Origin of the sequence: Metapseudomonas otitidis (assembly GCF_011397855.1) — a bacterium.
GTDB lineage: Bacteria > Pseudomonadota > Gammaproteobacteria > Pseudomonadales > Pseudomonadaceae > Metapseudomonas > Metapseudomonas otitidis.
In genome coordinates this window covers 4982511-5007847 of record NZ_AP022642.1, presented here as the reverse complement: position 1 = coordinate 5007847, position 25337 = coordinate 4982511, and the positions used below count along the sequence as shown (strand labels likewise).

General features: G+C 66.9%; 24 protein-coding genes. 11 read left to right on the top strand and 13 right to left on the bottom strand.

Annotation, left to right across the window (positions count from 1 at the left end):
• Positions 1 to 53: 53 nt before the first annotated feature.
• Both algD and yaaA read right to left on the bottom strand, forming a co-directional pair.
• The gene (gene algD / locus PotMrB4_RS23150; protein ID WP_044411749.1) at positions 54 to 1364 is read right to left on the bottom strand and encodes a GDP-mannose 6-dehydrogenase; all 1311 of its coding nucleotides are present in this window, start codon (positions 1362 to 1364) and stop codon (positions 54 to 56) included.
• 738 nt (positions 1365 to 2102) lie between these two features.
• Entirely contained in the window at positions 2103 to 2882 is a 780-nt protein-coding gene (yaaA, locus tag PotMrB4_RS23145) for a peroxide stress protein YaaA (RefSeq protein WP_172434592.1), read from the bottom strand.
• A gap of 180 nt (positions 2883 to 3062) precedes the next feature.
• Between yaaA and PotMrB4_RS23140 the strand changes: the two genes are divergently transcribed.
• From PotMrB4_RS23140 to moaE, 6 genes are all read left to right on the top strand, one after another.
• Positions 3063 to 4247, top strand: a complete 1185-nt coding sequence (locus tag PotMrB4_RS23140; RefSeq protein ID WP_232060760.1) for a tetratricopeptide repeat protein — start codon at positions 3063 to 3065, stop codon at positions 4245 to 4247.
• Positions 4248 to 4315: 68 nt separating this feature from the next.
• Positions 4316 to 5443, top strand: coding sequence for a polysaccharide deacetylase family protein (locus tag PotMrB4_RS23135; protein ID WP_172434591.1), 1128 nt, complete (start codon positions 4316 to 4318; stop codon positions 5441 to 5443).
• A 311-nt stretch (positions 5444 to 5754) separates the two neighbouring features.
• On the top strand, positions 5755 to 7146 hold the full coding sequence (locus PotMrB4_RS23130; protein WP_044411740.1) for a PhoH family protein: 1392 nt from the start codon (positions 5755 to 5757) through the stop codon (positions 7144 to 7146).
• Between the two features lie 119 nt (positions 7147 to 7265).
• On the top strand, positions 7266 to 7736 hold the full coding sequence (gene moaC, locus PotMrB4_RS23125) for a cyclic pyranopterin monophosphate synthase MoaC (protein ID WP_044411737.1): 471 nt from the start codon (positions 7266 to 7268) through the stop codon (positions 7734 to 7736).
• A 2-nt stretch (positions 7737 to 7738) separates the two neighbouring features.
• A complete protein-coding gene (locus PotMrB4_RS23120; protein WP_172434590.1) occupies positions 7739 to 7987 on the top strand; it encodes a MoaD/ThiS family protein in 249 nt (82 codons plus the stop codon).
• Position 7988: 1 nt separating this feature from the next.
• A complete protein-coding gene (gene moaE / locus PotMrB4_RS23115) occupies positions 7989 to 8450 on the top strand; it encodes a molybdopterin synthase catalytic subunit MoaE (RefSeq protein WP_044411731.1) in 462 nt (153 codons plus the stop codon).
• A gap of 3 nt (positions 8451 to 8453) precedes the next feature.
• Here moaE and PotMrB4_RS23110 read toward each other — a convergent pair whose 3' ends face one another.
• Both PotMrB4_RS23110 and PotMrB4_RS23105 read right to left on the bottom strand, forming a co-directional pair.
• Positions 8454 to 8618, bottom strand: a complete 165-nt coding sequence (locus PotMrB4_RS23110; protein ID WP_165667147.1) for a hypothetical protein — start codon at positions 8616 to 8618, stop codon at positions 8454 to 8456.
• A gap of 69 nt (positions 8619 to 8687) precedes the next feature.
• Complete coding sequence (locus tag PotMrB4_RS23105; protein WP_172434589.1) at positions 8688 to 8894, bottom strand: hypothetical protein; 207 nt, start codon at positions 8892 to 8894, stop codon at positions 8688 to 8690.
• Positions 8895 to 8917: 23 nt separating this feature from the next.
• On the opposite strand from PotMrB4_RS23105, the gene PotMrB4_RS23100 reads away from it, so the two are divergent.
• Positions 8918 to 9694, top strand: coding sequence for an ABC transporter substrate-binding protein (locus tag PotMrB4_RS23100; protein WP_172434588.1), 777 nt, complete (start codon positions 8918 to 8920; stop codon positions 9692 to 9694).
• Between the two features lie 396 nt (positions 9695 to 10090).
• Here the strand turns inward: PotMrB4_RS23100 and PotMrB4_RS23095 are convergent, their stop codons facing one another.
• The 8 genes from PotMrB4_RS23095 to PotMrB4_RS23060 form a co-directional block, all read right to left on the bottom strand.
• Positions 10091 to 10732, bottom strand: a complete 642-nt coding sequence (locus PotMrB4_RS23095) for a helix-turn-helix transcriptional regulator (protein ID WP_044411726.1) — start codon at positions 10730 to 10732, stop codon at positions 10091 to 10093.
• Positions 10733 to 10808: 76 nt separating this feature from the next.
• The gene (locus PotMrB4_RS23090) at positions 10809 to 11933 is read right to left on the bottom strand and encodes an NAD(P)/FAD-dependent oxidoreductase (protein ID WP_172434587.1); all 1125 of its coding nucleotides are present in this window, start codon (positions 11931 to 11933) and stop codon (positions 10809 to 10811) included.
• Positions 11930 to 12886, bottom strand: a complete 957-nt coding sequence (locus PotMrB4_RS23085) for an ornithine cyclodeaminase family protein (protein WP_172434586.1) — start codon at positions 12884 to 12886, stop codon at positions 11930 to 11932. The genes PotMrB4_RS23090 and PotMrB4_RS23085 overlap by 4 nt, the downstream gene beginning before the upstream one ends.
• 172 nt (positions 12887 to 13058) lie before the next feature.
• Entirely contained in the window at positions 13059 to 14555 is a 1497-nt protein-coding gene (rhlB, locus tag PotMrB4_RS23080) for an ATP-dependent RNA helicase RhlB (RefSeq protein ID WP_232060759.1), read from the bottom strand.
• A 95-nt stretch (positions 14556 to 14650) separates the two neighbouring features.
• Positions 14651 to 15814: a dipeptidase gene (locus tag PotMrB4_RS23075; RefSeq protein WP_044411720.1), complete on the bottom strand. Its 1164-nt coding sequence runs from the start codon at positions 15812 to 15814 to the stop codon at positions 14651 to 14653.
• A 68-nt stretch (positions 15815 to 15882) separates the two neighbouring features.
• Complete coding sequence (locus PotMrB4_RS23070; protein WP_172434584.1) at positions 15883 to 16821, bottom strand: GGDEF domain-containing protein; 939 nt, start codon at positions 16819 to 16821, stop codon at positions 15883 to 15885.
• 231 nt (positions 16822 to 17052) lie between these two features.
• Positions 17053 to 18960 carry an acyl-CoA synthetase gene (locus PotMrB4_RS23065; protein WP_172434583.1) on the bottom strand — a complete coding sequence of 636 codons (1908 nt, stop codon included), beginning with the start codon at positions 18958 to 18960 and terminating at the stop codon, positions 17053 to 17055.
• 26 nt (positions 18961 to 18986) lie between these two features.
• Positions 18987 to 19646, bottom strand: coding sequence for an alpha/beta hydrolase (locus tag PotMrB4_RS23060; RefSeq protein WP_172434582.1), 660 nt, complete (start codon positions 19644 to 19646; stop codon positions 18987 to 18989).
• Positions 19647 to 20110: 464 nt separating this feature from the next.
• Between PotMrB4_RS23060 and PotMrB4_RS23055 the strand changes: the two genes are divergently transcribed.
• The 4 genes from PotMrB4_RS23055 (at position 20111) to PotMrB4_RS23040 (ending at position 24264) form a co-directional block, all read left to right on the top strand.
• Positions 20111 to 21139 (top strand): amino acid ABC transporter substrate-binding protein, encoded by a 1029-nt coding sequence (locus PotMrB4_RS23055; RefSeq protein WP_074970800.1) that lies wholly within the window; start codon positions 20111 to 20113, stop codon positions 21137 to 21139.
• 63 nt (positions 21140 to 21202) lie between these two features.
• On the top strand, positions 21203 to 22387 hold the full coding sequence (locus PotMrB4_RS23050) for an amino acid ABC transporter permease (protein ID WP_172434581.1): 1185 nt from the start codon (positions 21203 to 21205) through the stop codon (positions 22385 to 22387).
• A gap of 10 nt (positions 22388 to 22397) precedes the next feature.
• Entirely contained in the window at positions 22398 to 23492 is a 1095-nt protein-coding gene (locus tag PotMrB4_RS23045) for an amino acid ABC transporter permease (protein ID WP_172434580.1), read from the top strand.
• 10 nt (positions 23493 to 23502) lie between these two features.
• Positions 23503 to 24264, top strand: coding sequence for an amino acid ABC transporter ATP-binding protein (locus tag PotMrB4_RS23040; RefSeq protein ID WP_107329307.1), 762 nt, complete (start codon positions 23503 to 23505; stop codon positions 24262 to 24264).
• Positions 24265 to 24371: 107 nt separating this feature from the next.
• Here the strand turns inward: PotMrB4_RS23040 and PotMrB4_RS23035 are convergent, their stop codons facing one another.
• Entirely contained in the window at positions 24372 to 25325 is a 954-nt protein-coding gene (locus tag PotMrB4_RS23035; RefSeq protein WP_172434579.1) for a GlxA family transcriptional regulator, read from the bottom strand.
• Between the last annotated feature and the right edge of the window lie 12 nt (positions 25326 to 25337).

Below are 25337 nucleotides of genomic sequence, written 5' to 3'. Positions count from 1 at the left end.
CATTGTTTCGCTCGCCCAAGGTGCGTCATCGCGTTGCGCTGAAGCGGTCGCGGTTACCAGCAGATGCCTTCGGCGTTGCCGTGGCTGGCCTTGGGCATGAAGCCCACCAGGTCGATCACGTGCTTGCCTTCGGGGGCGCGCTGGGCAAGGGGGGCGAAGAGTTCGTCGCGGTTGCCCAGGACGATCACGTCGGCGTTGTCGACGACGCCGTCGAAGTCACTGTCGAGCAGGGACGAGACGTGGGGGATCTTCGATTCGATGTAGTCCTTGTTGGCGCCGTGGACGCGGGCGTATTCGACGTTGCGGTCGTAGATGCGCAGGTCGAAGCCCTTGCCGATGAGCATTTCGGCCAGCTCCACCAGGGGGCTCTCGCGCAGGTCGTCGGTGCCGGCCTTGAACGACAGGCCGAGCAGGGCAACCTTGCGCTTGTCCTGGGCGGCGATGATGTCGAAGGCCTTCTGCACCTGGGCCGAGTTGCTGCGCATCAGCGAGCCGATCAACGGGGCTTCGACGTCCAGGGAGCTGGCGCGGTAGCTGAGGGCGCGCACGTCCTTGGGCAGGCAGGAGCCGCCGAAGGCGAAGCCGGGGCGCATGTAGTACTTGGAGAGGTTGAGCTTGTGGTCCTGGCAGACCACGTCCATCACTTCGCGGCCATCGACGCCGACGGCCTTGGCGATGTTGCCGATCTCGTTGGCGAAGGTGACCTTGGCGGCGTGCCAGACGTTGCAGGTGTACTTGATCATCTCGGCGACCTCGATGTCCTTGCGGATGATCGGGGCGTCCAGTTCGCGGTAGAGGGTTTCCAGCAGGTCGCCGGACGTCTTGTCCAGCTCGCCAATGACGGTCATGGGCGGGAAGTCGTAGTCCTTGATGGCGGTGCTTTCGCGCAGGAACTCGGGGTTCACCGCGACGCCGAAGTCGACGCCGGCCTGCTTGCCGGAGCAGTCTTCGATGATCGGGATCACCACGTTCTTCACGGTGCCCGGCAGGACGGTGCTGCGGACCACGACGGTGTGGCGCTCGGCCTTGTCGCGCAGGGCGAAGCCGATCTCGCGGCAGACGCCTTCGATGTATTCCAGGCCCAGGTCGCCGTTCTTCTTGCTCGGGGTGCCGACGCAGATGAAGGACATGTCGGTATCGCGTACGGCGGCGGCGACGTCGGTGGTGCCGCGCAGGCGGTTGGTCTTCAGGCCCTGCTGCAGCAGCTCTTCCAGGCCCGGTTCGACGATGGGGGATTTGCCTTTGTTGATCAGGTCGATCTTGGTGCTGGAAACATCCACGCCGACAACTTCATGACCACGAGCGGACAGGCAACCGGCACATACTGCACCGACGTAGCCCAAACCAAAGATGCTGATACGCATCGCTATCACCTCATTCCATTTAGTACGTGTTAATAAGTGGCTTATTAGCCACGGCCGTTTCTGCAGTTGTCACCAAACAGCAACTTTCTACTGCGTGCAGGCATGACGGATACCGGGCACCGAAACTGCGGGTACCTGAAGCGGAGCCTGTAATGACGCTGGCTCCAGAGAGTCCTGGACTGATCACCTCAACGGCTCTGGCCCTTGGTTTTTATGTCACTCGTCGAAAATGGCGTTGCACTCCTTGTTCAAGTGGAACTTTCCGTTACGCATAACTACCCCCTCGGAGTGCTCCGATAGCGGGGGCAGTTTTCATAGTCAGTAAGAAACGGAAATATGAAGAATTATGTGTCGCGGTTTATGAGTGTGGGGCTGTTTGGATAGTTCCGGCCATTCGTCAATATTTTGCGGCGTTTCACTTTTTCGATGAGTGGTAAGTTTGGCATCACAATGATGGCAAAGTTTGCTTACTTATAACTTGCGGAAAAGTTCAAACTTTCAAACGCCAGGCGTGGCGCGGGTTTGCGCTGTAGGGCGCGTGCTAGAGGGCGTGAAGGAAGTTGGAAAAGTATTCGCTGGTAGGCCGCTACCGTTATTGCACGGTGATATCAAAGTCTGCCGGCAAGCGGTGAAGTGGGAAGTGCGTTGGGCGGGATGGTTATAAGACCCTTCATCGGGTCGGGGGCATAAGCGGGGGGAGGCACGTGCCCCTCCGGGGAGGAGGGGCGAGGGGGCGGGTCAGTCCTGCGGGGTGTCGCGCAGGAACACCAGCTTGTTCTCGCTGGAGGCTTCGGCGGCGAAGCGGTAGCCCTGGTAGTCGAAGTCCTTCAGGCCCTGCGGGTCGGTGAGGCGCTCCTTGATCACGTAGCGGGCCATCAGGCCGCGGGCCTTCTTGGCGTAGAAGCTGATGATCTTGTACTGGCCGTTCTTCAGGTCCTTGAATTCGGTGTCGATGATGCGGGCGTCCAGCACCTTGCGCTTCACGGCGCTGAAGTACTCGTTGGAGGCCAGGTTGAGCAGGACGTTGTCGCCCTGTTCGGCCAGGGCTTCGTTGAGCCAGGTGCTGATGCGCTCGCCCCAGAAGGCGTAGAGGTCCTTGCCCCGGGGGTTGGCCAGCTTGGTGCCCATTTCCAGGCGATAGGGCTGCATCAGGTCCAGCGGGCGCAGCAGGCCGTAGAGGCCGGAGAGCATGCGCAGGTGGCGCTGGGCGAAGTCGAAGTCGGCTTCGGCGAAGCTTTCGGCGTCGAGGCCGGTGTAGACGTCGCCCTTGAAGGCCAGCAGGGCCTGCTTGGCGTTCTCCGGGGTGAAATCGGGGTGCCAGCTGCCGTAGCGCGCGGCGTTGAGGCCGGCGAGCTTGTCGGACAGGTGCATCAGTTCGGCGATGTCGGCCGGGGCCAGGGTGCGCAGTTGCTGGATCAGCTCCTGGGCGTGGTCCAGGTGGCGGGGTTGGGTGTAGCGGTCGGTGACCGGTGGGGTTTCGTAGTCCAGGGTCTTGGCGGGCGAAATCACCATCAGCATCGGCTTGTCTCCTTCGGCAATGGCGCGATTGTAGGGACTTGCCCGTGCAGGCTCCACCTATCGCCCCGATTGAGCCGGCAGGGGCCATGCCCCGCGTCACCCACCGGGCCGGGAGGCTGCGCTATAGTGCGCTCCCCTGCGGCCCTGGCCGCCCATTCCCCGACTGACAAGGAGGTCGTTGTGAAGACCCTCTCGCGTATCGCACTTTCCCTGCTGTTCGCTTCCGGTGCCGTGGTGGCCCAGGCCGCGCCGGTCTCCATCGAGGTGCTGAGCGCCGTGGTGAAGGACGAGAAGATTGCCGGCGCCGAGGTGCTGCTGCAGAAGAACGGTGCCCAGACCGTGACCGGCCGTACCGATGCCCAGGGCCGCGTGACGCTGGACAGCAGCTTCGCCGATGACCCGGAAAGCCTGGTGATCGTGAAGAAGGACGGCTACTCCAACCTCGTCGCCAAGTGCCCGTGCACCGGCATGACCTATGCCATCAGCCCGGTGATGAAGGACCTGGACGGCTTGCGCATCGTGCTGAGCTGGGGCGAGAAGCCGGAGGACCTGGACTCCCACATCGCCTACCCGGGCAACCACATCTACTTCGCCGAGAAGGAAGGCACCGACGCCGACCTGGACGTGGACGACACCGACAGCTACGGCCCGGAGACCATCACCCTGCACAAGAAGCGCTACGGCGAGACCTACGTCTACGCGGTGCATGACTTCACCAACCGGGACAACCCGTCCTCCAAGGCACTGGCGGGCAGCCAGGCGAAGGTGTTCGTCTACGTCGGCCAGTCCCTGGTGCGCACCTACTACGTGCCCAAGGAACAGCGCGGCAACCTGTGGAAGGTGTTCCGCATCACCGCATCCGGTGACTTCCAGGACATCAACACCCTGGAGGGCAGCCAGGCGAAGGACGCGGCCTACGTGCTGGGCGACATCGAGCCGCTGCTCAACGAGGGCCGCAGCGTGGCTGCGCAGGCGGCTTCCCAGGCTGCCCAGGGCGATGCCAAGGCGCTGAACCGCAAGGGCGAGGCGGCCTACCACGACGGCAAGCTGGACCTGGCCATCGACTTCTACCGCCAGGCCATCGAGCTGGATGCCAACTACGGCCAGGCCTACAGCAACCTCGGCCTGGCCTACCAGAAGGCCAACCGCACCGCCGAGGCCATCTGGGCCAACCGCAAGGCCATCGCCCTGGCCACGGGTGCCAACGCGGCCACCGTGCGCGCCAGCTCCTACTACAACATCGCCCGCATCTACGAGGCGGCCGAGCAGTACGACGATGCCCTGCGCCACTACCACCTGGCCAAGGAGCAGAAGGCGAACCCGGTGTACGACAAGGCGATCCAACGGGTTCAGGACCGCCACTGATCCCTCCCTGCTGACAGCGCGCCCCTTCGGGGGCGCGTTCGTTTCCGCTGCCGTGAACGGAGAACGCCATGTTCCGTACCCTCGCTTTCGGTGCCGCACTGCTCGGCGCCACCTTCGCCCAGGCCGCCGGCCCCAGCCGCATCGCCCTGATCGACCGCTCCACCTGGCCCGCTGCGCTGGATTCGCCAGCGGCCTTCGATGACGCCTCCCGGGGCGAGATTCTGGTCTTCGCCCAGACCCTGCTGCAGAGCGAGGGGCTGGACGCCGCCGCCTGGCAGCAGCGCCTGGGCCTGAAGGCGGTGGACCTGGACGGCATCGCCACGGTGCGCAAGCGCTTCTGGGCGCGCCTGGCGGAGAACTACCGGCTGGCCAGCCAGGACTGCGACGCCACGCGGCCGTTCTGCGAGCCGGCGGCTGACGAGGCGGCGCTGCGCGAGCGCGCCCGGCGCTTCGAGGTGACGCCGGATTCGCCGTTCTTCGCCTGGTCCGAGGCCAGCCGGGGCTTCCACCTGCGCTACCTGGACGAGCAGATGCGCCTGGCGGCGCTGTTCCCGCGCATCAGCAGCGAGATCGGCCTGTTCTCCGAGCGGGAGCGCAACGGCGATGAGCTGAAGGACCGGCAGTTCCTGCTCACCTTCGACGATGGTCCGACGCCCCGTGACGGCCTCAGCGATCGCCTCACCACCTGGCTGCGCGAGCAGCACATGAGCGCGACCTTCTACGTGCTGGGGCAGGGGTTCCAGACCCGCCTGGGCAAGTCCTCGCCGGAGGCGATGCGCCAGCTCTACGCCGGCCAGTGCGTCGGGCTGCATGGCTGGGAGCACAAGTCCCACAGCAGCTGGGAGCAGTGGCAGGACTCGGTGGTGCGGGTGCGCGACCTGGTGGCCCGCACGCTGCCGGACAACGCCGTGCCGCTGTTCCGCCCGCCGTATGGCCAGCGTCGTGCCGACAGCGGGGCGTTCTTCGCCGCCCAGGGGCTGACGGTGGCGCTGTGGAACATCGATTCGCAGGACTGGAACGCGCGCATCAGCGGCGACGAAGCGGCGCAGCGGGTGCTGAACCTGATGCTGCTGTGGCGCCGGGGCATGGTGCTGTTCCATGACATCCACCCGAAGGCGCTGGCGGCGGTGCCGTGGCTCAAGGACCGGACGGCCCTGGCGGGAGTGGACTGGATGCCGTGCAACACCTACCGCTGAGGGCAGCGGAGCGGCGAGGGCAGGGGGGACTTCGGACTTTAGCGGCGCCCCTGTCCGGCGCCAAGGGTTATTCGTCGAGGGATAAAAAAAGGTTTTTGCGGACCAAAAAGTTCTTTTTTCTGTCATCTCTCTTGGGTTATTAACGAATCAGACCGCCGAATCCTGAGGACAGGGTGGCGGCCCCAGGCCCTCATCCTCCTCATGGAGTCCCTGGCTCCCGGCATGACCCGGGCAGGCAGGGCGGCAGTCCTTCCTCGGCGGAGCGCCGTACCGGCATTCCGTCGCCCGGACCGACAAGAAGGTGACCGAGTATGGATGACCACGGACGCGCCCGCTCCACCGCTCCAACCCTCTACGCCCTCGATACCAACGTTCTGATCCACGATCCCAACGCCCTCCTCAACTTCGAAGAACACCACGTGGCCATCCCCATGACGGTGCTGGAGGAACTGGACAAGCTCAAGAGTGGCAAGCAGGGCGTGGCCGCCGAATGCCGGCAGGCCATCCGCCTCATCGACAAGATCCTCGGTGGCGCGACCCCCGAGGAGGTGGAGCACGGCGTACCGATCCAGCGCGAGAAGAGCGGCCCCTGCGGCTTCCTCTCGATCCTCATGAGCAAGAGCGCAGCCCCCATCACCTGGCTGCCGGACAACCTCAACGACAACCGCATCATCAACCAGCTGGTGGAGCTGAAGACCCGCCGGCCCGGCCTGTCCGTGGTGCTGGTCACCAAGGACATCAACATGCGCCTGAAGGCGCGCGCCTGTGGCATCGATGCCGAGGACTACCACACCGACCAGTTGGTGGACGACGTGTCCCTGCTGTCCCGTGGCTACCACGACATGCCCGGTTCCTTCTGGGAGCGCGTCAGCAAGGTGGAAACCCGCCAGGACCACGGCCGCACCTGGCACCGGGTGCAGCTCACCGACAACCTGCCGGCGGTGCACGTCAACGAGTTCATCGTCGACGAGCAGGGCTTCGTCGGCTGGATCAAGGGCATCCAGGGCACCGAGCTGACCATCCTCGACCTGCACCAGGAGCCGTTGCTGCACCAGGAGGCCTGGGGCCTGCGCCCGCGTGACGTGTACCAGGCGCTGGCGCTGTACGCGCTGCTGGACCCGGACATCCACCTGGTCAACCTGTCCGGCGCCGCCGGCTCGGGCAAGACCATCCTGGCGCTGGCCGCAGCCATCGAGCAGACCATGGTGACCAAGCGCTACCGGCGCATCATCGCCACCCGCAGCGTGCAGGGGCTGGACCAGGAGATCGGCTTCCTGCCCGGCACCGAGGCCGAGAAGATGGAGCCCTGGCTGGGCGCCATCACCGACAACCTCGAAGCCCTGCACATGGATGACGAGAGCACCCACGGCAGCGTGGACTACATCCTCAGCAAGGTGCCGCTGCAGTTCAAATCGCTGAACTACATCCGCGGGCGCAGCTTCCAGCAGAGCCTGATCATCATCGACGAGTGCCAGAACCTCACCCCGCACCAGATGAAGACCATCATCACCCGCGCCGGCACCGGCTCGAAGGTGATCTGCCTGGGCAACCTCGCGCAGATCGACACCCCCTACCTGTCGGCGCCCAGCTCGGGCCTGACCTACCTGACCGAACGCTTCAAGGACTTCCCCCACGGCGTTCACATCACCCTCCAGGGCGTCCCGCGTTCGGTGCTCGCCGAATACGCCGAAGCCCACATGTAGCTGCCGTCGCCGCCGGGCGCTCACCCGCCCGGCGGCGAAAGCGCGACCGCTGCCGGCTCTTCTGTATACAATTCGCCTCCTGCGGCCCGCTCCCACCGGGTCGCCCGAGGAGACTTGCAGTGCTGACCCATCTCGATTCCCAAGGCCGCGCCAACATGGTCGACGTCACCGAAAAAGCGGTGACCGCCCGTGAGGCGACGGCCGAAGCGCGGGTGCGCATGCGCCCGGAAACCCTGGCGATGATCCAGGCCGGCGGCCACCCCAAGGGCGACGTGTTCGCCGTGGCGCGCATCGCCGGCATCCAGGCGGCGAAGAAGACGTCCGACCTCATCCCCCTGTGCCACCCGCTGATGCTCACCAGCGTCAAGGTGGAGCTGGCTGCCGAAGGCGACGACGTGGTGCACATCGTCGCCCGCTGCAAGCTGGCCGGGCAGACCGGCGTGGAGATGGAGGCCCTCACCGCCGCCAGCGTCGCCGCGCTGACCCTCTACGACATGTGCAAGGCCGTGGACCGGGGCATGACCATCGAGTCCGTGCGGCTGCTGGAAAAGCTCGGCGGCAAGAGCGGCCACTACCAGGCGGAGGCGTGACCATGATCCGTGTGCAGTACTTCGCCCGTTACCGCGAAGCCCTCGGCCTGGATGGCGAGCAACTGGCCTGGGACCCGGCCTTCGCCCGCCTCGACGACCTGCGCCAGCACCTCGCGGCGCGCGGCGGCGTGTGGGCGGTGCTCGACGAGCAGAACCTCATGTGCGCCCGCAACCAGGAGCTGTGCAGCCTCGACGAGCCGCTGGCCGAAGGCGACGAAGTGGCCTTCTTCCCCACCGTGACCGGAGGCTGACATGGCCATTCGCGTGCAGAGCGCTGCCTTCGACCCGGGCGTTGAACTCAATGCCCTGCACGCCGCCAACGTCGGCGTCGGTGCGGTGGTGGGGTTCGTCGGCTACGTGCGGGACTTCAACGACGGCCAGGACGTGGCCGGGATGTTCCTCGAGCACTACCCGGGCATGACCGAGAAGGCGCTGCAGAAGATCGCCGACGAGGCCTCGGCCCGCTGGCCGCTGCTCAACATCGACATCCTCCACCGCATCGGCCGGCTGGAGCCGGGCGAGCCCATCGTCTTCGTCGGCACCGCCAGCGCCCACCGCCAGGCCGCGTTCGACGCGTGCAACTTCGTCATGGACTTCCTCAAGACCCGCGCGCCGTTCTGGAAGAAGGAAGACACCCCCGACGGCCCCCGCTGGGTCGAGGGCCGCTGCAGCGACCAGGCCGCCGCGAAGCGCTGGGATACCCCCGAGGGCTGAGGCTCAGCCCAGCTCGATGTACATCTTGAAGACGATGGGCATGAACATGGACGCCGTGCCCAGCCCCGTCAGCCACACCCCCCATTCCTTCTCCCGGTTGCTGAAGCCGATGCCCAGCAACAGGAAACCCACCACCAGCAGCGTGATCATCAGGTGTACGTGGTCCATGGCCTGCCTCTCCCGTTGGGTTGCCTGTAGGCAGCCTAGACGCCCCGACGGGTCAAGGCATGACCTGGGTCAGCCGTGCCAGCAGTTGAGCGGCCGATTGACGATCTGTACATAAAAGTCCAGAGTGGACTGAAATTCCAATAACAAGGTGTCGCCGTGCCGCGCGATCCCCTTTTCCTTCTCCACACCGCCTGCCTGCGCCAGCCGCAGGTGCCGGTCACTGCCCTCCTTCAGCGCCCACCACGACAGGGCTCGCCCCTGAACGGCCGGGCCCACACATGCACAGCGGGAGTCGCACCATGAAGAAACTCGTCCTCCTTGGCAGCCTTGCCCTCGGCCTCCTGGCCTCCACTGCGTTCGCGGCCGACAAGCCGTTGCGCATCGGCATCGAGGCGGCCTATCCGCCCTTTGCCTACAAGACGCCCGACGGGCAGATCGCTGGCTTCGACTACGACATCGGCAACGCCCTGTGCGCGGAGATGAAGGTGCAATGCCAATGGGTGGAGCAGGAGTTCGACGGGCTGATCCCTTCGCTGAAGGTGAAGAAGGTGGACGCCATCCTCTCGTCCATGACCATCACCGAGGAACGCCGCAAGTCGGTGGACTTCACCGGCAAGTACTACTACAGCCCCGCACGGCTGGCGATGAAGGCCGGCAGCAGCGTCGACGACGGCTTCGCCAGCCTGGTGGGCAAGGCCGTCGGCACCCAGCGCTCCACCACCACCGACCGCTTCGCCACCGAGGTGCTGGAGCCCAAGGGCGTGAAGGTGGTGCGCTACAGCACCCAGAACGAGATCTACCTGGACCTGCTCTCCGGTCGCCTGGACGCGGTGCTGGCCGATGTGTTCCCGCTCAACGAGGGGTTCCTCAAGACCGAGAACGGCAAGGGCTACGCCTTCGTCGGCCCGGTGCTGAACGACCCTCGCTACTTCGGCGAAGGCGCCGGCATCGCCGTGCGCAAGGGCGACACCGCTTTGCGTGACAAGCTGGACGCCGCCATCAAGGCCCTGCGCGCCAACGGCACCTACCAGACGATCCAGGCGAAGTACTTCGATTTCGATATCTACGGGGATTGATCGGAAGCGGGGATGCTCGCGAAGAACCGGGCGACTGAAGTCGCCCCTACAGGGCGCCGGATGGTTTCCTGTAGCCCGGACTTCAGTCCGGGTTTCGTGTGTATGTCCCGTGCTGAAGCCCGGGCTACGAACGCTGTAGGAGCGAGCTCTGCTCGCGAAGATCTGGGCGACGGATGGTTCCTGTAGCCCGGACTTCAGTCCGGGTTCGTGCGTATGTCCCGGGCTGAAGCCCGGGCTACGAACGCTGCAGGAGCGAGTTCTGCTCACGAAGAGCCGGGCGACTGAAGTCGCCCCTACAGGGCGCCGGATGGTTTCTGTAGCCCGGACTTCAGTCCGGGTTCTCCTGCACGTCCCGGGCTGAAGCCCAGGCTACGGGGCTGGCGCAACGAATGGCCCCTACCTATCCGTTTCGGGTTCTTCCTTGAGTTCGCGCAGGTGCTTGTAGACCGTGGCGCGGCCCATGTTGAGGACGTTGGCCACGTAGTTGGCGGCGCTCTTGCCCTTGAAGGCGCCCTCGGCATGCAGGGCCAGGACCAGCTCGCGCTTGTGCTCGCGGGTCAGCAGGTTGAGGCCGAGCTGGCGCTGGCGCATCCAGCTGTGGAGGAAGGTGTTGATGCGCTCCTGCCAGTCGTCGCGGAACAGCGCGTCCGGCTGGGGGATCAGCTTGCCGGGGGCGAGGAACAGGTCCAGCGCCGCCTTGGCCGACTCGAACAGGGAGATGTTCAGGTTGATGCACAGCACCGCCACCGGCTTGCCCTCGGCATCGCGTAGCACGGTGCTCACCGAGCGGATCTTCTGGCCGTCCCAGTTGAGCTTCTCGTAGGGGCCGATGTTCCGCTCCTCGACCCCCTCTTCGAGCATGTCCTCCAGGGCCGAATCGTCACCCACCGAGCGCTTGGACAGGTTGTGGGCGATGTAGTCGATCGCCTGCGTGCGCAGGTCGTGCACGACCACTTCGGCGTGGGGGAAGAACAGCGTGGCGATGGCGTCGGCGATGGCCCGGTAGTTGTCCAGATCGGGGGCAGGGCTTGGCGTCATGCGGGGCTCCAGGGACGGGAAACGGCGCCGGCCTGGTGGCCGGCGCGGGGGAGTGTGGCGCTAAGCTCCGGGGCCGTCATCCCAGGCGGGCGGGGGCCAGCATCGCCTCGGTGAGACCGAAGCGGGCGAGGTGCTCGGGCAGCGGCTGGCGGCGGATCAGCGCGGCGCTGGCCTCACCCATGGCGGCGGAGGTCTGGATGCCGTAGCCACCCTGGCCGGCCACCCAGTAGAAGCCCGGCAGGCGGGGGTCGTAGCCGGAGACCAGGTCGCCGTCGGCGAAGAACGAGCGCAGGCCGGCCCAGGTGCGGGCAGGGCGGCGAATGTTCAGCAGGGTGTGCTCCTCGATCTGGTAGATGCCCAGGGCGATGTCCAGCTCTTCGGGCTGCACGTCCTGGGGCTCCACCGGGTCGGCGTTGGCCGGTGAGCCCAGCAGCATCCCGGCATCGGGCTTGAAGTAGAAGGATTCGTCGAGGCTCACCAGCGCCGGCCAGGCGTGGCAGTCCATGCCTTCCGGCGGGGCGAAGATGAACGCCGCCCGGCGCTTGGGCTGCAGGCCCAGGCGGCGGGCCCCGGCCAGCTCGGCGACGCGGTCGCACCAGGCGCCAGCGGCGTTCACCACCACGGGGGCGCTGAAGCGGCCGGCACGGCTGTCCACCTGCCAGGTGTCGCCGTGGCGTTCGAGGGTGGCGACTTCGGCCCCGGTCAGCACCTCGCCGCTGTTGCGGCGGATGCCGCGCAGGTAGCCCTGGTGCAGGCCGTCGGTGTCGATGTCGGCGGCGCTGGGGTCGAGCATGGCACCGTGCACCTTCTCCCGGCGCAGCACCGGCACCAGGCGGCAGGCTTCGTCGGCGTCCAGCAGGCGCACGTCGGGCACCTGTTCCCGGGCGCTGTCGAACTGGCGCTGCAGTTCGTCACGGTCGCCGGTGAAGTCCACCACCATCTCGCCCCGTGGGGTGAGGATCGGGTGTTCGCAGAAACCCTCCGGCGGTGCATCGAAGAAGGCCCGGCTGGCCGCCGTGAGGGCGCGCACCTGGGGTGTGCCGTAGGCCACGGTGTAGAGCGCGGCGGAGCGTCCGGTGGCGTGGTAGCCGGTGTGCTCTTCGCGCTCCAGCAGCACGACCCGGCCGTGGCGCGACAGCCAGTAGCCGGTGGAGGCGCCGGCGATGCCGCCGCCGATGATGATGAAGTCCGCCTGGGTCATGCCGTTTCCTCGTTGCTGAGCCGGTACAGGGCGTGGGCCAGGGCGACGTCTTCCAGGCCCAGGCCGATGGAGCGGAAGAATACCGGACGCTGGTAGTCCGGGCGGGGTGCGCGACCGGCCAGCAGCTCGGGCAGGTCGCCACGCAGGGCGTCGACGGACCAGCCGTGGTGTTCGGCCGCCAGTTGCATCTCCCCGGCGCTGGCGGGGGTGGTGGCGCGGTAGTCGCAGTACACGTCCATCGCGGCCAGGGCCTCGGGCGGCACCTCGTGGGCGCGCGGAGCATTGGTGCTGATGGAGGTGACCAGCGGCGCATGGTCGAGGCTGCGCGGGTCCAGCACCGGCCCGGCGGAGGAGGTGCAGAGCAGGATCACTCCGGCACCGGCCACGGCGTCGTCCTGCTGGGTGCAGAGGGTCACGCGCGGGTCCAGCGCGCGCAGGGCGTCGGCACGCTCGCCCTTGGCCTGCAGGCGCGGGGAGTGCACGCGGATGCGCTGCCAGGGCCGCAGCGCCAGGCAATGGCGGATGTGGGCACGGGCCACGGCGCCGCTGCCGATCACGGCCAGCTCGGTGGCATCGGCCGGGGCCAGGGCATCCACCGCCAGCGCCGTGGTGGCGGCGGTGCGCTCGGTGGTGAGGGTGGCGGCGTCGCAGAGCAGCAGCGGCTGGCCGTCCTGCATGGACATCAGCAGGGTCCAGGCGGTGACCACCGCGCCCTGTGGTTTGGGCAGGTAGGGCGAGGTCTTGACCCCGTAGACCTGCTCGCGGGCCAGCACGCCGAGGTAGTTGATGAAGTCGCCACCGCCGGGGAACGGCACCAGTTGCTGGGGCGGCTGCACGGCCTCCCCGGCGGCGAGGTCGAGGAACATGCCGCGCAGGGCGGCCTGGACGTCGATGCGTGGCAGCAGGCGTTCGGCTTCGTGGGCGGGGATGACCCGGGGCAGGGCGCTGGACATGGTGGGACTCCGCTGTAAACAATTTGTCTATAGTGGAATTTATTGTATCGATCAGCAAGAGCCGGACGATGGAGGGCGAGGAAATGGTGAGGTTTTTACATCGGGCTGCAGGGGGCTGAAATGAAAAAGGCGAAGCCCGGGGCTTCGCCTTTTTCTGTCGCCTGGTGGCGGATCAGTGCTTGTTGCGCGGAACCGACTTGAGCAGCTCGGCCGGCGGCATTTCGCAGTTGATCTTGCGGCCCAGCAGTTCTTCGATCGGCGGCAGGGCGAAGGCGTCGTCCTCGCCGGCGAAGCTGATGGAGGTGCCGCTGGTGCCGGCGCGGCCGGTACGACCGATGCGGTGCACGTAGTCGTCCGGGTCTTCCGGCAGGGTGAAGTTGATCACGTGGCTGATGCCGTCGACGTGGATGCCGCGACCGGCCACGTCGGTGGCGACGAGGACGCGGATCTTGCCTTCGCGGAAGCCTTCCAGGGTCTTGATGCGCTTGTGCTGGGGCACGTCACCGGACATCTGGGCGGCGCTGATGCCGTCCTTGGTGAGGCGTTCCTCGATGCGGCGCACTTCGTCCTTGCGGTTGGCGAAGACCATCACCCGTTCCCAGTTGTTCTGGGCCACCAGGTTGTAGAGCAGCTTGTACTTGTCGCTGCTGGCCACGGCATAGACGTGCTGCTCGACGGTGTCGCTGGCGACGTTCTCCGGCTCGATCTCGACGATGGCGGGGTCGACGGTCCACTGCTTGGCCAGGTTCATCACGTCTTCCGTGAAGGTGGCGGAGAACAGCAGGGTCTGGCGCTCGCCCTTGGGCGGGGTCTGGCGGATGATCTGGCGGACCTGGGGGATGAAGCCCATGTCGAGCATGCGGTCGGCTTCGTCCAGCACCATGACTTCGACCATGTCCAGGTGGACTTCGCCGCGCTGGTTGAAGTCCAGCAGGCGGCCGGGGGTGGCCACGAGGATGTCGCAGAAGCGGCTTTCCAGCTGCTTGAGCTGCTTGTCGAAGTCCATGCCGCCGACGAAGCTCATCACGTTCAGGCCGGTGTACTTGGTCAGCGCCAGGGCGTCCTTGGCGATCTGCACCACCAGCTCGCGGGTCGGCGCGATGATCAGCGCACGGGGCTCGCCCATGTAGCGCTCTTTCGGCGGCGGGGTCTGCAGCAGCTGGGTGATGATCGAGATCAGGAAGGCGGCGGTCTTGCCGGTGCCGGTCTGGGCGCGGCCGATGGCGTCCTGGCCCTTGAGGGTGAAGCCCAGTACGCCGGCCTGGATCGGGGTGCAGTAGGGGAAGCCGAGGTCGTGGATGGCGTGCATCAGGCTCGGGGCGAGCTTGAAGTCGTGGAAGCGGGTCTTGCCTTCCATCGGCTCGACCACGAAGTCTTCCAGCTTCCAGGTGTCCACCGGCTTGGGTGCGCGCTCACGGCGCGGCTTCTCGCTGCGGGGCTTGTCGCTCTTGGGTTTGTCGGCGCGGGGGGCGTCGGCGGTCTTCTCGGCGCGCGGCTTGCGCTCGCCACGGGGGGCGTTGTCGCGGGCCGGCTTCTCGGCGCGTGGCGCCTGTTGCGCCGGTACGGGGCTGTTTTCACCTTCGCGGGTGGGGGTGGCCGGTGCGCTGGGTGCGCTACCGGCGAAGGGCGCTTCGCCCTTGCCGAATATCTTTTTGAGTGCTTTGAGCACGGTCATCTCGTCGATTGGTTAAGGAGTGAACGGGCGCCAGTGTAAAGCAAGAAGCCATCGCGGCGAAGGCCCCGGACTTTCCGGGGCCTGCAGCCTCACTCGGTGGGCAGGTTGGCCAGCAGCAGGCGGCGCACGTTGCCGCCCATGATGGCGGCGATATCGTCCTGGCTGAAGCCGGCCTTCTGCAGGCCTTCGGTCAGCAGGGCCAGGCCGCTGGTGTCGAACGGGGTGTGCACGGTGCCGTCGAAGTCCGAGCCCAGGGCGACGTGCTGGACGCCCGCCCGGTCGGCGGTGTAGCGGATGGCCTTGACGATGGCGTCCACCGAGGTGTCGCAGACGGCGGCGTCCCAGTAGCCGATGCCGATCACCCCGCCGGTGGCGGCGATCCGTTTGATGTGGTCGTCGGTGAGGTTGCGCGGCCCCTTGCAGGTGCCCTCGACACCGGTGTGGGAGACCAGCACCGGGCGTTCGGCGATCTTCAGCACGTCATCGATCAGGGCGCGGGAGGCGTGGGCCAGGTCCACCACCATGTGCTTCTCTTCGAGGCGCGCGATGACCCGGCGGCCGAAGCGGGTCAGGCCGCCCTTCTCCATGCCGTGGGCGGAGCCGCCGATCTCGTTGTCGAAGAAGTGGGTCAGGCCGGTGATGCGGAAGCCCGCGTCATACAGGCGGTCGACGTTCTCCAGCTTGCCCTCCAGCGGGTGCAGGCCTTCGGTGGCGAGGATCGCGGCGACCCGCTGCGGGTCCTTCTGCCAGGCGGCGAGGAAGCCTTCCAGGTCGCCCCGGGTGCGCACCAGCACCAGCTTGCCGTCGCTGCGGCGGGCGGCGTCCTCCAGCTTCTCGCCCTGGTACAGCGCGCGCTCCAGCAGGCTGTGCCAGGTGCGCGCAGGCCAGCGCTGGGCCATGGCCAGCAGGGTGATGTTGTCGCTGTCGCTGTCGTTCTTCTCGTAGTTGATGCCGCGCGGCGTCTTGGTGACGGTGGAGAACACCTGCAGGCCGACGTGGCCCTCCAGCAGGCGCGGCAGGTCGCTGTGGCCATAGTCGTGGCGCTCCAGCAGGTCGCGCTGCCAGAGCAGGGCGTCGTCGTGCAGGTCGGCGACGAACAGGGTCTTGTGCAGGTCGGTGGCACTGGCGCCGGCCTGGTAGGGGCCGGGTTGGGCCACGGTGTTCATCCGCCGGTCCAGCAGGTTGGGCAGGGTGAAGAACACGGCCAGACCGAGCACGGCCACGACGGCCAGCGCGATGAGGACTTTGCGCATGGGAGCATCCCGCTTCTGTTGTTGTGGAGGCGCACTCTAGCAAGCCGTCGGGGCCGATGCAGCGGGGCTCAGCCGCTAAGGCAGTTTCGTCCCCGCATCTTGGCGTCATAGAGGGCCTGGTCGGCCCGGGCGATCAACGACTTGAGGTCGTCGCGCGGGGCCATTTCGGTGAGCCCGATGGAGACGGTCACCCCCGGCAGCACGCCGACCGGTGAATAGAAGGAGGAAATCTGCTCCAGGCTGGCGCGCAGGCGCTCGCCGATGCGGCGGGCCTCGTCCAGGGCGATGTCCGGCAGGAGGATGACGAACTCCTCGCCGCCGAAGCGCGACATGCTGTCCTTCGGCCGCAGCTGGTTGCGCAGCGTGTGGGCCACCAGGCACAGCGCGTAGTCGCCGGCCAGGTGGCCGTGGCGGTCGTTGTAGGCCTTGAAGTGGTCCACATCCAGCATCAGCAGGCACAGCGGCTGGCCGTTGAAGGCGCAGCGGGTGCTCTCGCGGGCGTACACGTGTTCCAGCCAGCGACGGTTGTAGAGGCCTGTGAGGGTGTCGACGTTGGCGTTCTGCTCGGTGTCGAGGATGACCCGGTTGCCGCCGCGCACCCGCTCGCAAAGCAGCTCCAGCAGGTTCTGCATCATCTGCGGGGACTGCTGGAACAGCTTCAGCAGCGCCTCCCGGTGCAGGCGCAGCACGGTGCTGGGCTCGGCGGCGACCACATAGGCTGACGGATGCTCGTGGTCGATGAAGCTGATTTCCCCGGCGCAGTCACCCACGCCCAGGGTGGACATGGGCTGGTTGTCCAGCGAACCGAGGTAGACCTGCAGGGCGCCGCGCACCACCAGGTAGAGGTACTGGTTGCGGTCGAAAGGGGAGAGCAGCACCTCGCCCTGTTCCAGGTCGTAGGCGGTGAATTCGCGCAGGACCTGCCGGAGGCTGTGGGCGGCGACGTTCTGGAACAGCCGTTGATCCTTCAACTGCTGCACATCGGCCTGCCAATGGGCGTTCTTCATGGATCACCTCCATCACGGAGGCCAACGGAAGGGGACATTGCAGAACGGTCCGTGTCATCGCGGGAATTGCATGACCCGACATTATTGCCGCGCGAGGGCGCTTTCAACGCACGCCGGAAGTCGGGCCGACCGGTGGCCGGCGAAAATCCGAAAGGCGTCACAAACCGGCCATTCCATCGGCCGGTTGCAGGGTGGGGAGGCCCCCGTCCGGGGGGCCGGGGGCGGTGGATTTCAGTCCGCGAGGTACAGCGCGTAGCGCACGGCGAAGCCGGCCAGGCCCTGCTCCAGAGCGCTGCGTCGGGCGTCGTCCAGGCCCGGTACATGGATGTGGGCCAGCTGGCCGTGGCGGTCATCGCTGCGCACCTCGACCCGTACCCCGGGAGCAACCTCGGCCAGGCGCTCTTCGAACACGCGACGGATGGCGTCGTGGCGCAGGGCCGGCTTGAAGGTCTTGCCCACGGCGGTGACCGGTAGGGCGTCGATGATCCACACGTCCTTGGGCACGGCGGCGCGCTCCGGCACATGGGCGGCGGCGTGGGCCAGCAGTTCGTCCTCGCTGGCCTGCTGGCCGGGCTTGAGCTGTACGTAGGCCACCGGCAGTTCGCCGGCCTTCTCGTCGGGCTTGCCGACGGCGGCGGCCATGGCCACGGCGGGGTGGCCGTGGAGGGCTTCCTCGATCATCTGCGGGTCGATGTTGTGACCGCCGCGGATGATCAGGTCCTTGCTGCGGCCGGTCAGCCATATATAGCCGTCGGCATCCATGCGCCCCAGGTCGCCGGTGTTGAACCAGTCCCCATCGACCCAGATGCCGGCGTTCTTGCCGGCCTGCAGGTAGCCCTTGAACACCGTCACGCCGCGCAGGCAGACGTTGCCGATCTCGTTGGCAGCGGCATCGCGCAGGTAGCGACCGTCCTCGTCCAGCACCTTGATGCTCACCTCGCAGTAGGGCATGCGCAGGCCGATGGAGCCGGGGCGGCGCTCGCCGGCATTGGGGTTGCCGCAGCTGCCGCAGGTGCCTTCGGTGAGGCCGTAGCCCTCGATGAGCGTGAGGCCGGTCTTGGCCTCGAACTGGCGGATCAGCTCCACCGGCATCGGCGCGGCGCCGCACAGGGCGTAGCGCAGGCTGGAGAGGTCATGCCCCTCGCTGGGCACCTGCAGCAGGCCGGCGTAGATGGTGGGCACGCCGCTGAAGAAGCTCACCCGGTAGCGCTCGATGACCTTCCAGAAGTTCTGGATCAGCGTGGTGTTGCGGTAGCCCTGGGGCGTGGCCAGCAGCACCTGGGCGCTGACGAAGAAGGGCGCCAGGCCGGTGACCATCACGCCGTTGACGTGGAACAGCGGCAGGCCGCAGAGCGTCACGTCCTGCGGGCCGAGGTGGATGGTGTAGGCGAGGATCATCGCCATCGCCACCTCGTTGCGGTGGGTGTGCGGCGCCAGTTTCGGCGTGCCGGTGGTGCCGCCGGTGTGGAAGTACGAGGCGATGTCGTCCGGGGCGATCACCCGGCCGCTCTCCAGGTGGTCGGCCGGGCAGTCGGCGATCAGCGTGTCGAAGTCCAGCACGCCCTCCGGCAGCGGGCCGCGCTGGGCCTTAAGGGCGCTGCGCTGGGGTTCCGGCAGGTAGTTGGCCAGGTCCACGGTGACGATGGCCTTGAGCGAGCCGAGGTGGTCGCGCAGGCCGGCCACCTTGTCCCACAGGTCGGTGCCGGGGAAGGGCGCCAGGGTCACCAGCACTTCGGAGTCGGCGGCGCGGACCAGTTCGGCGATGTGCTCGGGCTCCAGCAGCGGGTTGATGGCATTGACGATGCCCGCTGCCTCGCCGCCCCACAGGGTGAAGTGGGTGTGGGGCAGGTTCGGCAGCAGGAACGACACCGCCTTGCCCGGGCGCACGCCCAGGCGGTGGAAGGCGTTGGCGGTGCGGGTGACCTGGGCCAGCAGCTCGGCATAGGTGAGCTGCCAGGGCGTTTCCTCGGCGCTTCCCTGGAGCAGGAAGCTCATCGCGATGGCGTCGGGGCTGCGCTCGGCGCTCTGGCGGATCAGCTCGTAGGTACTGGCGGGCATGCCGCGCTCTTCGAGCGGGGTGCGCTCGATCGCTTCGATGTCGCGCAGGGTGACGATGGGCGTGATGGGCGTCTGGGTCATGGCCGGCTTCTTGTGGATTGTTCGGGTCAGCGGACGAGGCGCTCGGCCAGCCAGGCGCCGATGTCGCGCACTTCCTCGGGCAGCACTTCGTGGCCCATGGGGTAGTCGCGCCAGGTCACCGGCACGCCGGCAGCGGCGAGCTTGTCATGGGCGGCGCGGCCCATGGCCGGCGGCACCACGTCGTCGAAGGTGCCATGCAGGCAGAGGGCCGGCAGTTGTAGTTTTGTATCCGCCAGCTCCAGCGCATCGGGGAAGGTGGGCGCGTAGGTGGACAGCGCCATCACCCCGCCCAGGGGGCCGTTCCAGCGCAGGAAGGCGGTGTGCAGCACCACCGCGCCGCCCTGGGAGAAGCCGGCGAGGATGATCCGCGCGGGGTCGATGCCGGCATCGCGCTGGCCTTCGATCAGGTCGATCACCGTCTGCGCCGAGGCTTCCAGCTGATCCTGGTCGATGGCCCGGGCCGGGGTCATGGCGAGGATGTCGTACCAGGAGGGCATCGCCCAGCCACCGTTGATGGTCACGGCGCGGGTGGGCGCCTGGGGCAGGATGAAACGGGTGCCGGTGAGCTGCTGCTGCAGGGCCTCGGCCACCGGCTGGAAGTCGTAACGGTCCGCCCCCAGACCGTGCAACCAGATGACGCACGAATCGACGGAGTGTGTAGGTTCCAGGATCAGGGATTCACGCATGTGGGGCTCCGGTTTGGGGCGTGCGCACCAGTGTGGTGCTGGCGCATTGCAGGGTTGTGGTCTATCTGTGAAGAACATGTCGCACCATCAAAACTTTTCCTATTGACCTATCGGAAGAGTCCTTCGGAAAAGGTACTGGTACGGGCCTTGCTAAGGCCGTAGCAGACTGCTGGCACCGGCCGTGAGGTAACACTCCGGGCGGCGGCCCAACGGGTTGGGGCACGGTTCGCCGTGCCCTTGCAAACGTCCGCTGGCTGCGGGGTTCCGCGAAGCCTGTGGACGAAAATCCGTCTCCAGCCCATTTGACCAATGGGCGGGGAAAGCGCGGGACGAGTGGAGCGATGCATCCCCGCTTTCCTTAGGTCCGATTCCCCGGTTGGCCGCCCAGGCGGTTGAACCTGCCTCACGAGGGTACGGCGGTAGGACCGAGACTCCAACACAAATAAAAGCAACTGGAGGTTTTGATGAAGATGGTGAAATCCACCCTGGCTGTGCTGACCGCAGCTGCTGTGCTCGGCGCCAGTGGTTTCGTGCAGGCCGGCGCCACCCTGGACGCAGTGAAGAAGAAAGGCTACGTGCAGTGCGGCATCAGTGATGGCCTCCCGGGCTTCTCCTACGCCGATTCCAAGGGCGAATACAAAGGCATCGACGTGGACGTCTGCCGTGCCGTTGCCGCTGCAGTCTTCGGCGACGCCAGCAAGGTCAAGTACAGCCCCCTGACCGCCAAGGAGCGCTTCACCGCGCTGCAATCCGGCGAAGTGGACATCCTCTCCCGCAACACCACCTGGACCAGCTCCCGCGACGCGGCGATGGGCCTGAACTTCACCGGCGTGACCTACTACGACGGCCAGGGCTTCCTGGTGAACAAGAAGCTGGGCGTTTCCAGCGCCAAGGAACTGGACGGCGCCACCGTGTGCATCCAGGCCGGTACCACCACCGAGCTGAACCTGTCCGACTACTTCCGCGCCAACAACCTGAAGTACACCCCCATCACCTACGACACCTCCGACGAGAGCGCCAAGTCCCTCGAATCCGGCCGTTGCGACGTGCTGACCTCCGACCAGTCCCAGCTCTACGCCCAGCGCATCAAGCTGGCCGCGCCGAACGAGTACGTGGTGCTGCCGGAAGTCATCTCCAAGGAACCCCTCGGCCCGGCCGTGCGCCAGGGTGACGAAGAGTGGTTCGATATCGTGCGCTGGACCCTGTTCGCCCAGCTGAACGCCGAGGAACTGGGCATCGACTCGAAGAATGTCGAAGCCACCGCCAAGTCCACCAAGAACCCCGACGTTGCCCGCCTGCTGGGCGCCGAGGGTGATTTCGGCAAGGACCTCAAGCTGCCGAAGGACTGGGCCGTCCAGATCGTCAAGCAGGTCGGCAACTACGGCGAGATCTTCGACCGCAACGTCGGTGCCGGCAGCGACCTGAAGATCGAGCGCGGCCTCAACGCCCTGTGGAACAAGGGCGGTCTGCAATACGCACCGCCGGTGCGCTGACCGACCACGCTGCCGCCTGCGGAGGCGGGCGGCAGCGTTCCGTTCCAATCGTCGAGGGCTGTCATGCACAACACTTCCCAAGCCCCGCGTGCCCGAGGGTCGGTACTGACCGATCCCAAGGTGCGCGCGTGGCTATTCCAGATCATCGCCGTGGTCGCCGTCGTGGCCTTCGGCTGGTTCCTCTTCCATAACACCCAGGTCAACCTCGAGAAGCGCGGGATCCTTTCCGGCTTCGGCTTTCTCGACCAGAGCGCCGGCTTCGGCATCTCCCAGCACCTGATCGACTACGAGGAAAGTGACACCTACGGGCGCGTCTTCTTCATCGGCTTGCTCAACACGCTGCTGGTGACGGTGATCGGTATCATCCTCGCCACCATCCTCGGCTTCATCCTGGGCGTGGCCCGGCTGTCGCCCAACTGGCTGGTGCGCAAGCTGGCCACCGTGTACATCGAGACCTTCCGCAACATCCCGCCGCTGCTGCAGATCTTCTTCTGGTACTTCGCGGTGATGCTGCCCATGCCCGGGCCGAAGCAGAGCCTCAGCCTGGCCGACACCTTCTTCATCAACAACCGGGGCGTGTACATGCCCTCGCCCACCGTGGCCGATGGCTTCTGGCCCTTCGCCATCGCCGTGCTGCTGTGCCTGGTGGCCATCTATGCCCTGCGGCGCTGGGCCCGCAAGCGCCAGGACGAGACCGGCCAGCGCTTCCCCGTGCTGCTCAGCGCCATCGCCCTGCTGGTGCTGGTGCCCGGCCTCAGTGCCCTGCTGATCGGCAGCCCCTTCCACTGGGAGGTGCCGCAGCTCAGCGGCTTCAACTTCCGTGGCGGCTGGGTGGTGATCCCCGAGCTGGTGGCGCTGATGATGGCGCTGTCCATCTACACCGCCGCCTTCATCGGCGAGACCGTGCGCGCCGGCATCCAGGCCGTCAGCCACGGCCAGACCGAGGCCGCGCACTCCCTGGGCCTGCGCCCCGGCCTGACCCTGCGCCTGGTCATCGTGCCCCAGGCCCTGCGGGTGATCATCCCGCCGCTCACCAGCCAGTACCTGAACCTGGCGAAGAACTCGTCCCTGGCGGCCGGCATCGGCTACCCCGACATGGTCTCGCTGTTCGCCGGCACCACGCTCAACCAGACCGGCCAGGCCATTGAGGTGATGGGCATCACCATGAGCGTCTACCTGGCCATCAGCATCAGCATTTCGCTGCTGATGAACGCGTACAACAAGCGCATCGCGCTGATCGAGCGGTGAGGGCACAGCCATGAACACCCATACCTTCAAGCCCGATCTGCCGCCGCCGAGCAATGTCGTGGGGCCGGTCGCCTGGCTGCGCCACAACCTGTTCGCCAGCCCGCTGCACGTCGTGCTCACCCTGCTGTCGCTGTACCTGTTGTGGCTGATCCTCCCGCCGCTGCTGAACTGGGCGGTGATCCACGCCACCTGGAGCGGCACCACCCGCACCGACTGCACCGGCGAGGGCGCCTGCTGGGTCTTCATCCAGCAACGCTTCGGCCAGTTCATGTACGGCTTCTACCCCAGCGAGCTGCGCTGGCGGGTGGACGTCACCGTGTGGGTGGCGATCATCGGCGCTGCGCCGCTGTTCCTGAAGAAGATGCCCCACAAGGCCCTGTACGGGATCGGTTTCCTGGTGGTCTACCCGCTGCTGGCCTTCTGGCTGCTGCACGGCGGGCTGGGTCTGCAGGAAGTGTCCACCAGCCGCTGGGGCGGCCTGATGCTGACCCTGGTGATCGGCTACGTCGGCATCGCCGGCGCCCTGCCGCTGGGCATCCTGCTGGCCCTGGGGCGGCGCTCCAAGCTGCCGGCGATCAAGGTCATCTGCGTGACCTTCATCGAGTTCTGGCGCGGCGTGCCGCTGATCACCGTGCTGTTCATGTCCTCGGTGATGCTGCCGCTGTTCCTGCCCGAAGGCATGAACCTCGACAAGCTGCTGCGCGCCCTGGTGATGGTGATCTTCTTCGAGGCGGCCTACGTCGCCGAAGTGGTCCGCGGCGGCCTGCAGGCCATCCCCAAGGGCCAGTACGAAGCCGCCGCCGCCCTCGGCCTGGGCTACTGGCGCAGCACCGCGCTGGTGATCCTGCCGCAGGCGCTGAAGCTGGTCATCCCCGGCATCGTCAACACCTTCATCGCCCTGTTCAAGGACACCAGCCTGGTGATCATCATCGGCCTGTTCGACCTGCTCAACAGCATCAAGCAGGCGACCACCGACCCCAAATGGCTGGGCATGTCCACCGAAGGCTACGTATTCGCCGCCCTGGTCTACTGGATCTTCTGTTTCAGCATGTCGCGCTACTCCATGAGGCTGGAGCGCAAGCTGCATACCGGGCACAAGCGTTAGGAGAATCTGAATGAGTGAAGCAATCCGCAATGACGCCGCTGCGCCGATCATCCAGCTGCAGGGCGTGAACAAGTGGTACGGCCAGTTCCACGTGCTCAAGGACATCAACCTGAACGTCAAGCCGGGCGAGCGCATCGTCCTCTGCGGCCCGTCCGGCTCCGGCAAGTCCACCACCATCCGCTGCATCAACCGCCTGGAAGAGCATCAGCAGGGCCGCATCGTCGTCGACGGCACCGAGCTGACCAACGACCTCAAGCAGATCGAGACCATCCGCCGCGAAGTGGGCATGGTGTTCCAGCACTTCAACCTGTTCCCGCACCTCACCGTGCTGCAGAACTGCACCCTGGCACCCATGTGGGTGCGCAAGATGCCCAAGCGCCAGGCCGAAGAGATCGCCATGCACTACCTGGAGCGCGTGCGCATCCCCGAGCAGGCCCACAAGTTCCCCGGCCAGCTCTCCGGCGGCCAGCAGCAGCGCGTGGCCATCGCCCGCGCCCTGTGCATGAAGCCGAAGATCATGCTGTTCGACGAACCCACCTCCGCCCTCGACCCCGAGATGGTGAAGGAAGTGCTCGACACCATGGTCGGCCTGGCCCAGGACGGCATGACCATGCTCTGCGTGACCCACGAGATGGGCTTCGCCCGCACCGTGGCGGACCGGGTGATCTTCATGGACAAGGGCGAGATCGTCGAACAGAACGAACCCAACGCCTTCTTCGACAACCCGCAGAACGAGCGCACCAAGCTCTTCCTCGGGCAGATCCTGCACTGATCGCCAGCACGACACGGAAAGGGGCCTTCGGGCCCCTTTTTCATGTCCGCCGTAGCCCGGACTTCAGTCCGGGAATGCCGGCCACTCCGCACGGTGCATGACGCGGATCACGCCTGTTCCCGCAGGCGCCTGCGGAAGGCCCCTGGCGTTTCCCCGCACACCTGCTTGAACAGCTTGGCGAAGGTCGCCCGGTCGCCGTAGCCCACCTGCGCCGCCACCTGCTCCAGGGAGCGGCCCGGGTGGCGCAGGGCGAGCTGGGCGGCGCCGATGCGCAGGCGCTGCACGTACTCGTTCGGGGTCAGCCCGGTCACCGTGCGGAAGCGCCGCAGCAGGGTGCGGGTCGAGCAGTGGGCCCGCGCCGCCAGTCCCGGCAGGTCGATGGGCTCGGCGTAGTGGGCCTGCAGCCAGGCCAGCAAGGCGCCCAGTTGCGGGTCGTCCAGGCCGGCCTCGGGGACCAGCGGGGCGAAGCGGTTCTGGCCGCCGCGCTCGCGCTCCACCACCAGCGCGCTGGCCACCCGCTGGGCCAGCCACTCGCCGGCGTGCCGGGCGATCAGGTGCAGGCACAGGTCCAGCCCGGCCTGGGCGCCGCCGGAGCAGAAGCGCTCGCCGTCCTCGGTGTACAGCGCATCCGCCTCCAGTCGCACCCCAGGGAAGCGTTGGCGAAAGGCGCCGGCCAGGGCCCAGTGGGTGGTGGCACGCCGGCCCTCCAGCAGCCCGGCGGCGCCCAGCAGGAAGGCGCCGCTGCACAGGCTGGCCACCTGCTGCCGGGCGGGTCGCTGCGCCAGCCAGCGCAGCAGCTCCGGGTTGGCGGCGATGGTGCGTTCCACCGCGCTGCCGGTGGCCGGCAGCATCACCAGGCGTGCGCCTTCGGCCAGGCCCAGGTCGCCATCCACGCGGATGCTGGCCATGCCCAGGTCCACCGGCTGGCCATCCCGGCTGACCCGCAGCACCTCGAACAGCTCCTCGCCCGCCAGGGCATTGGCCAGGCGGAACGCGTCGTCGGCCATGGCCAGGCTGGAGCAGACCGTCTGTGGGCAGACCAGCAGGGCGACTCGGATCATCACAAGGCTCGG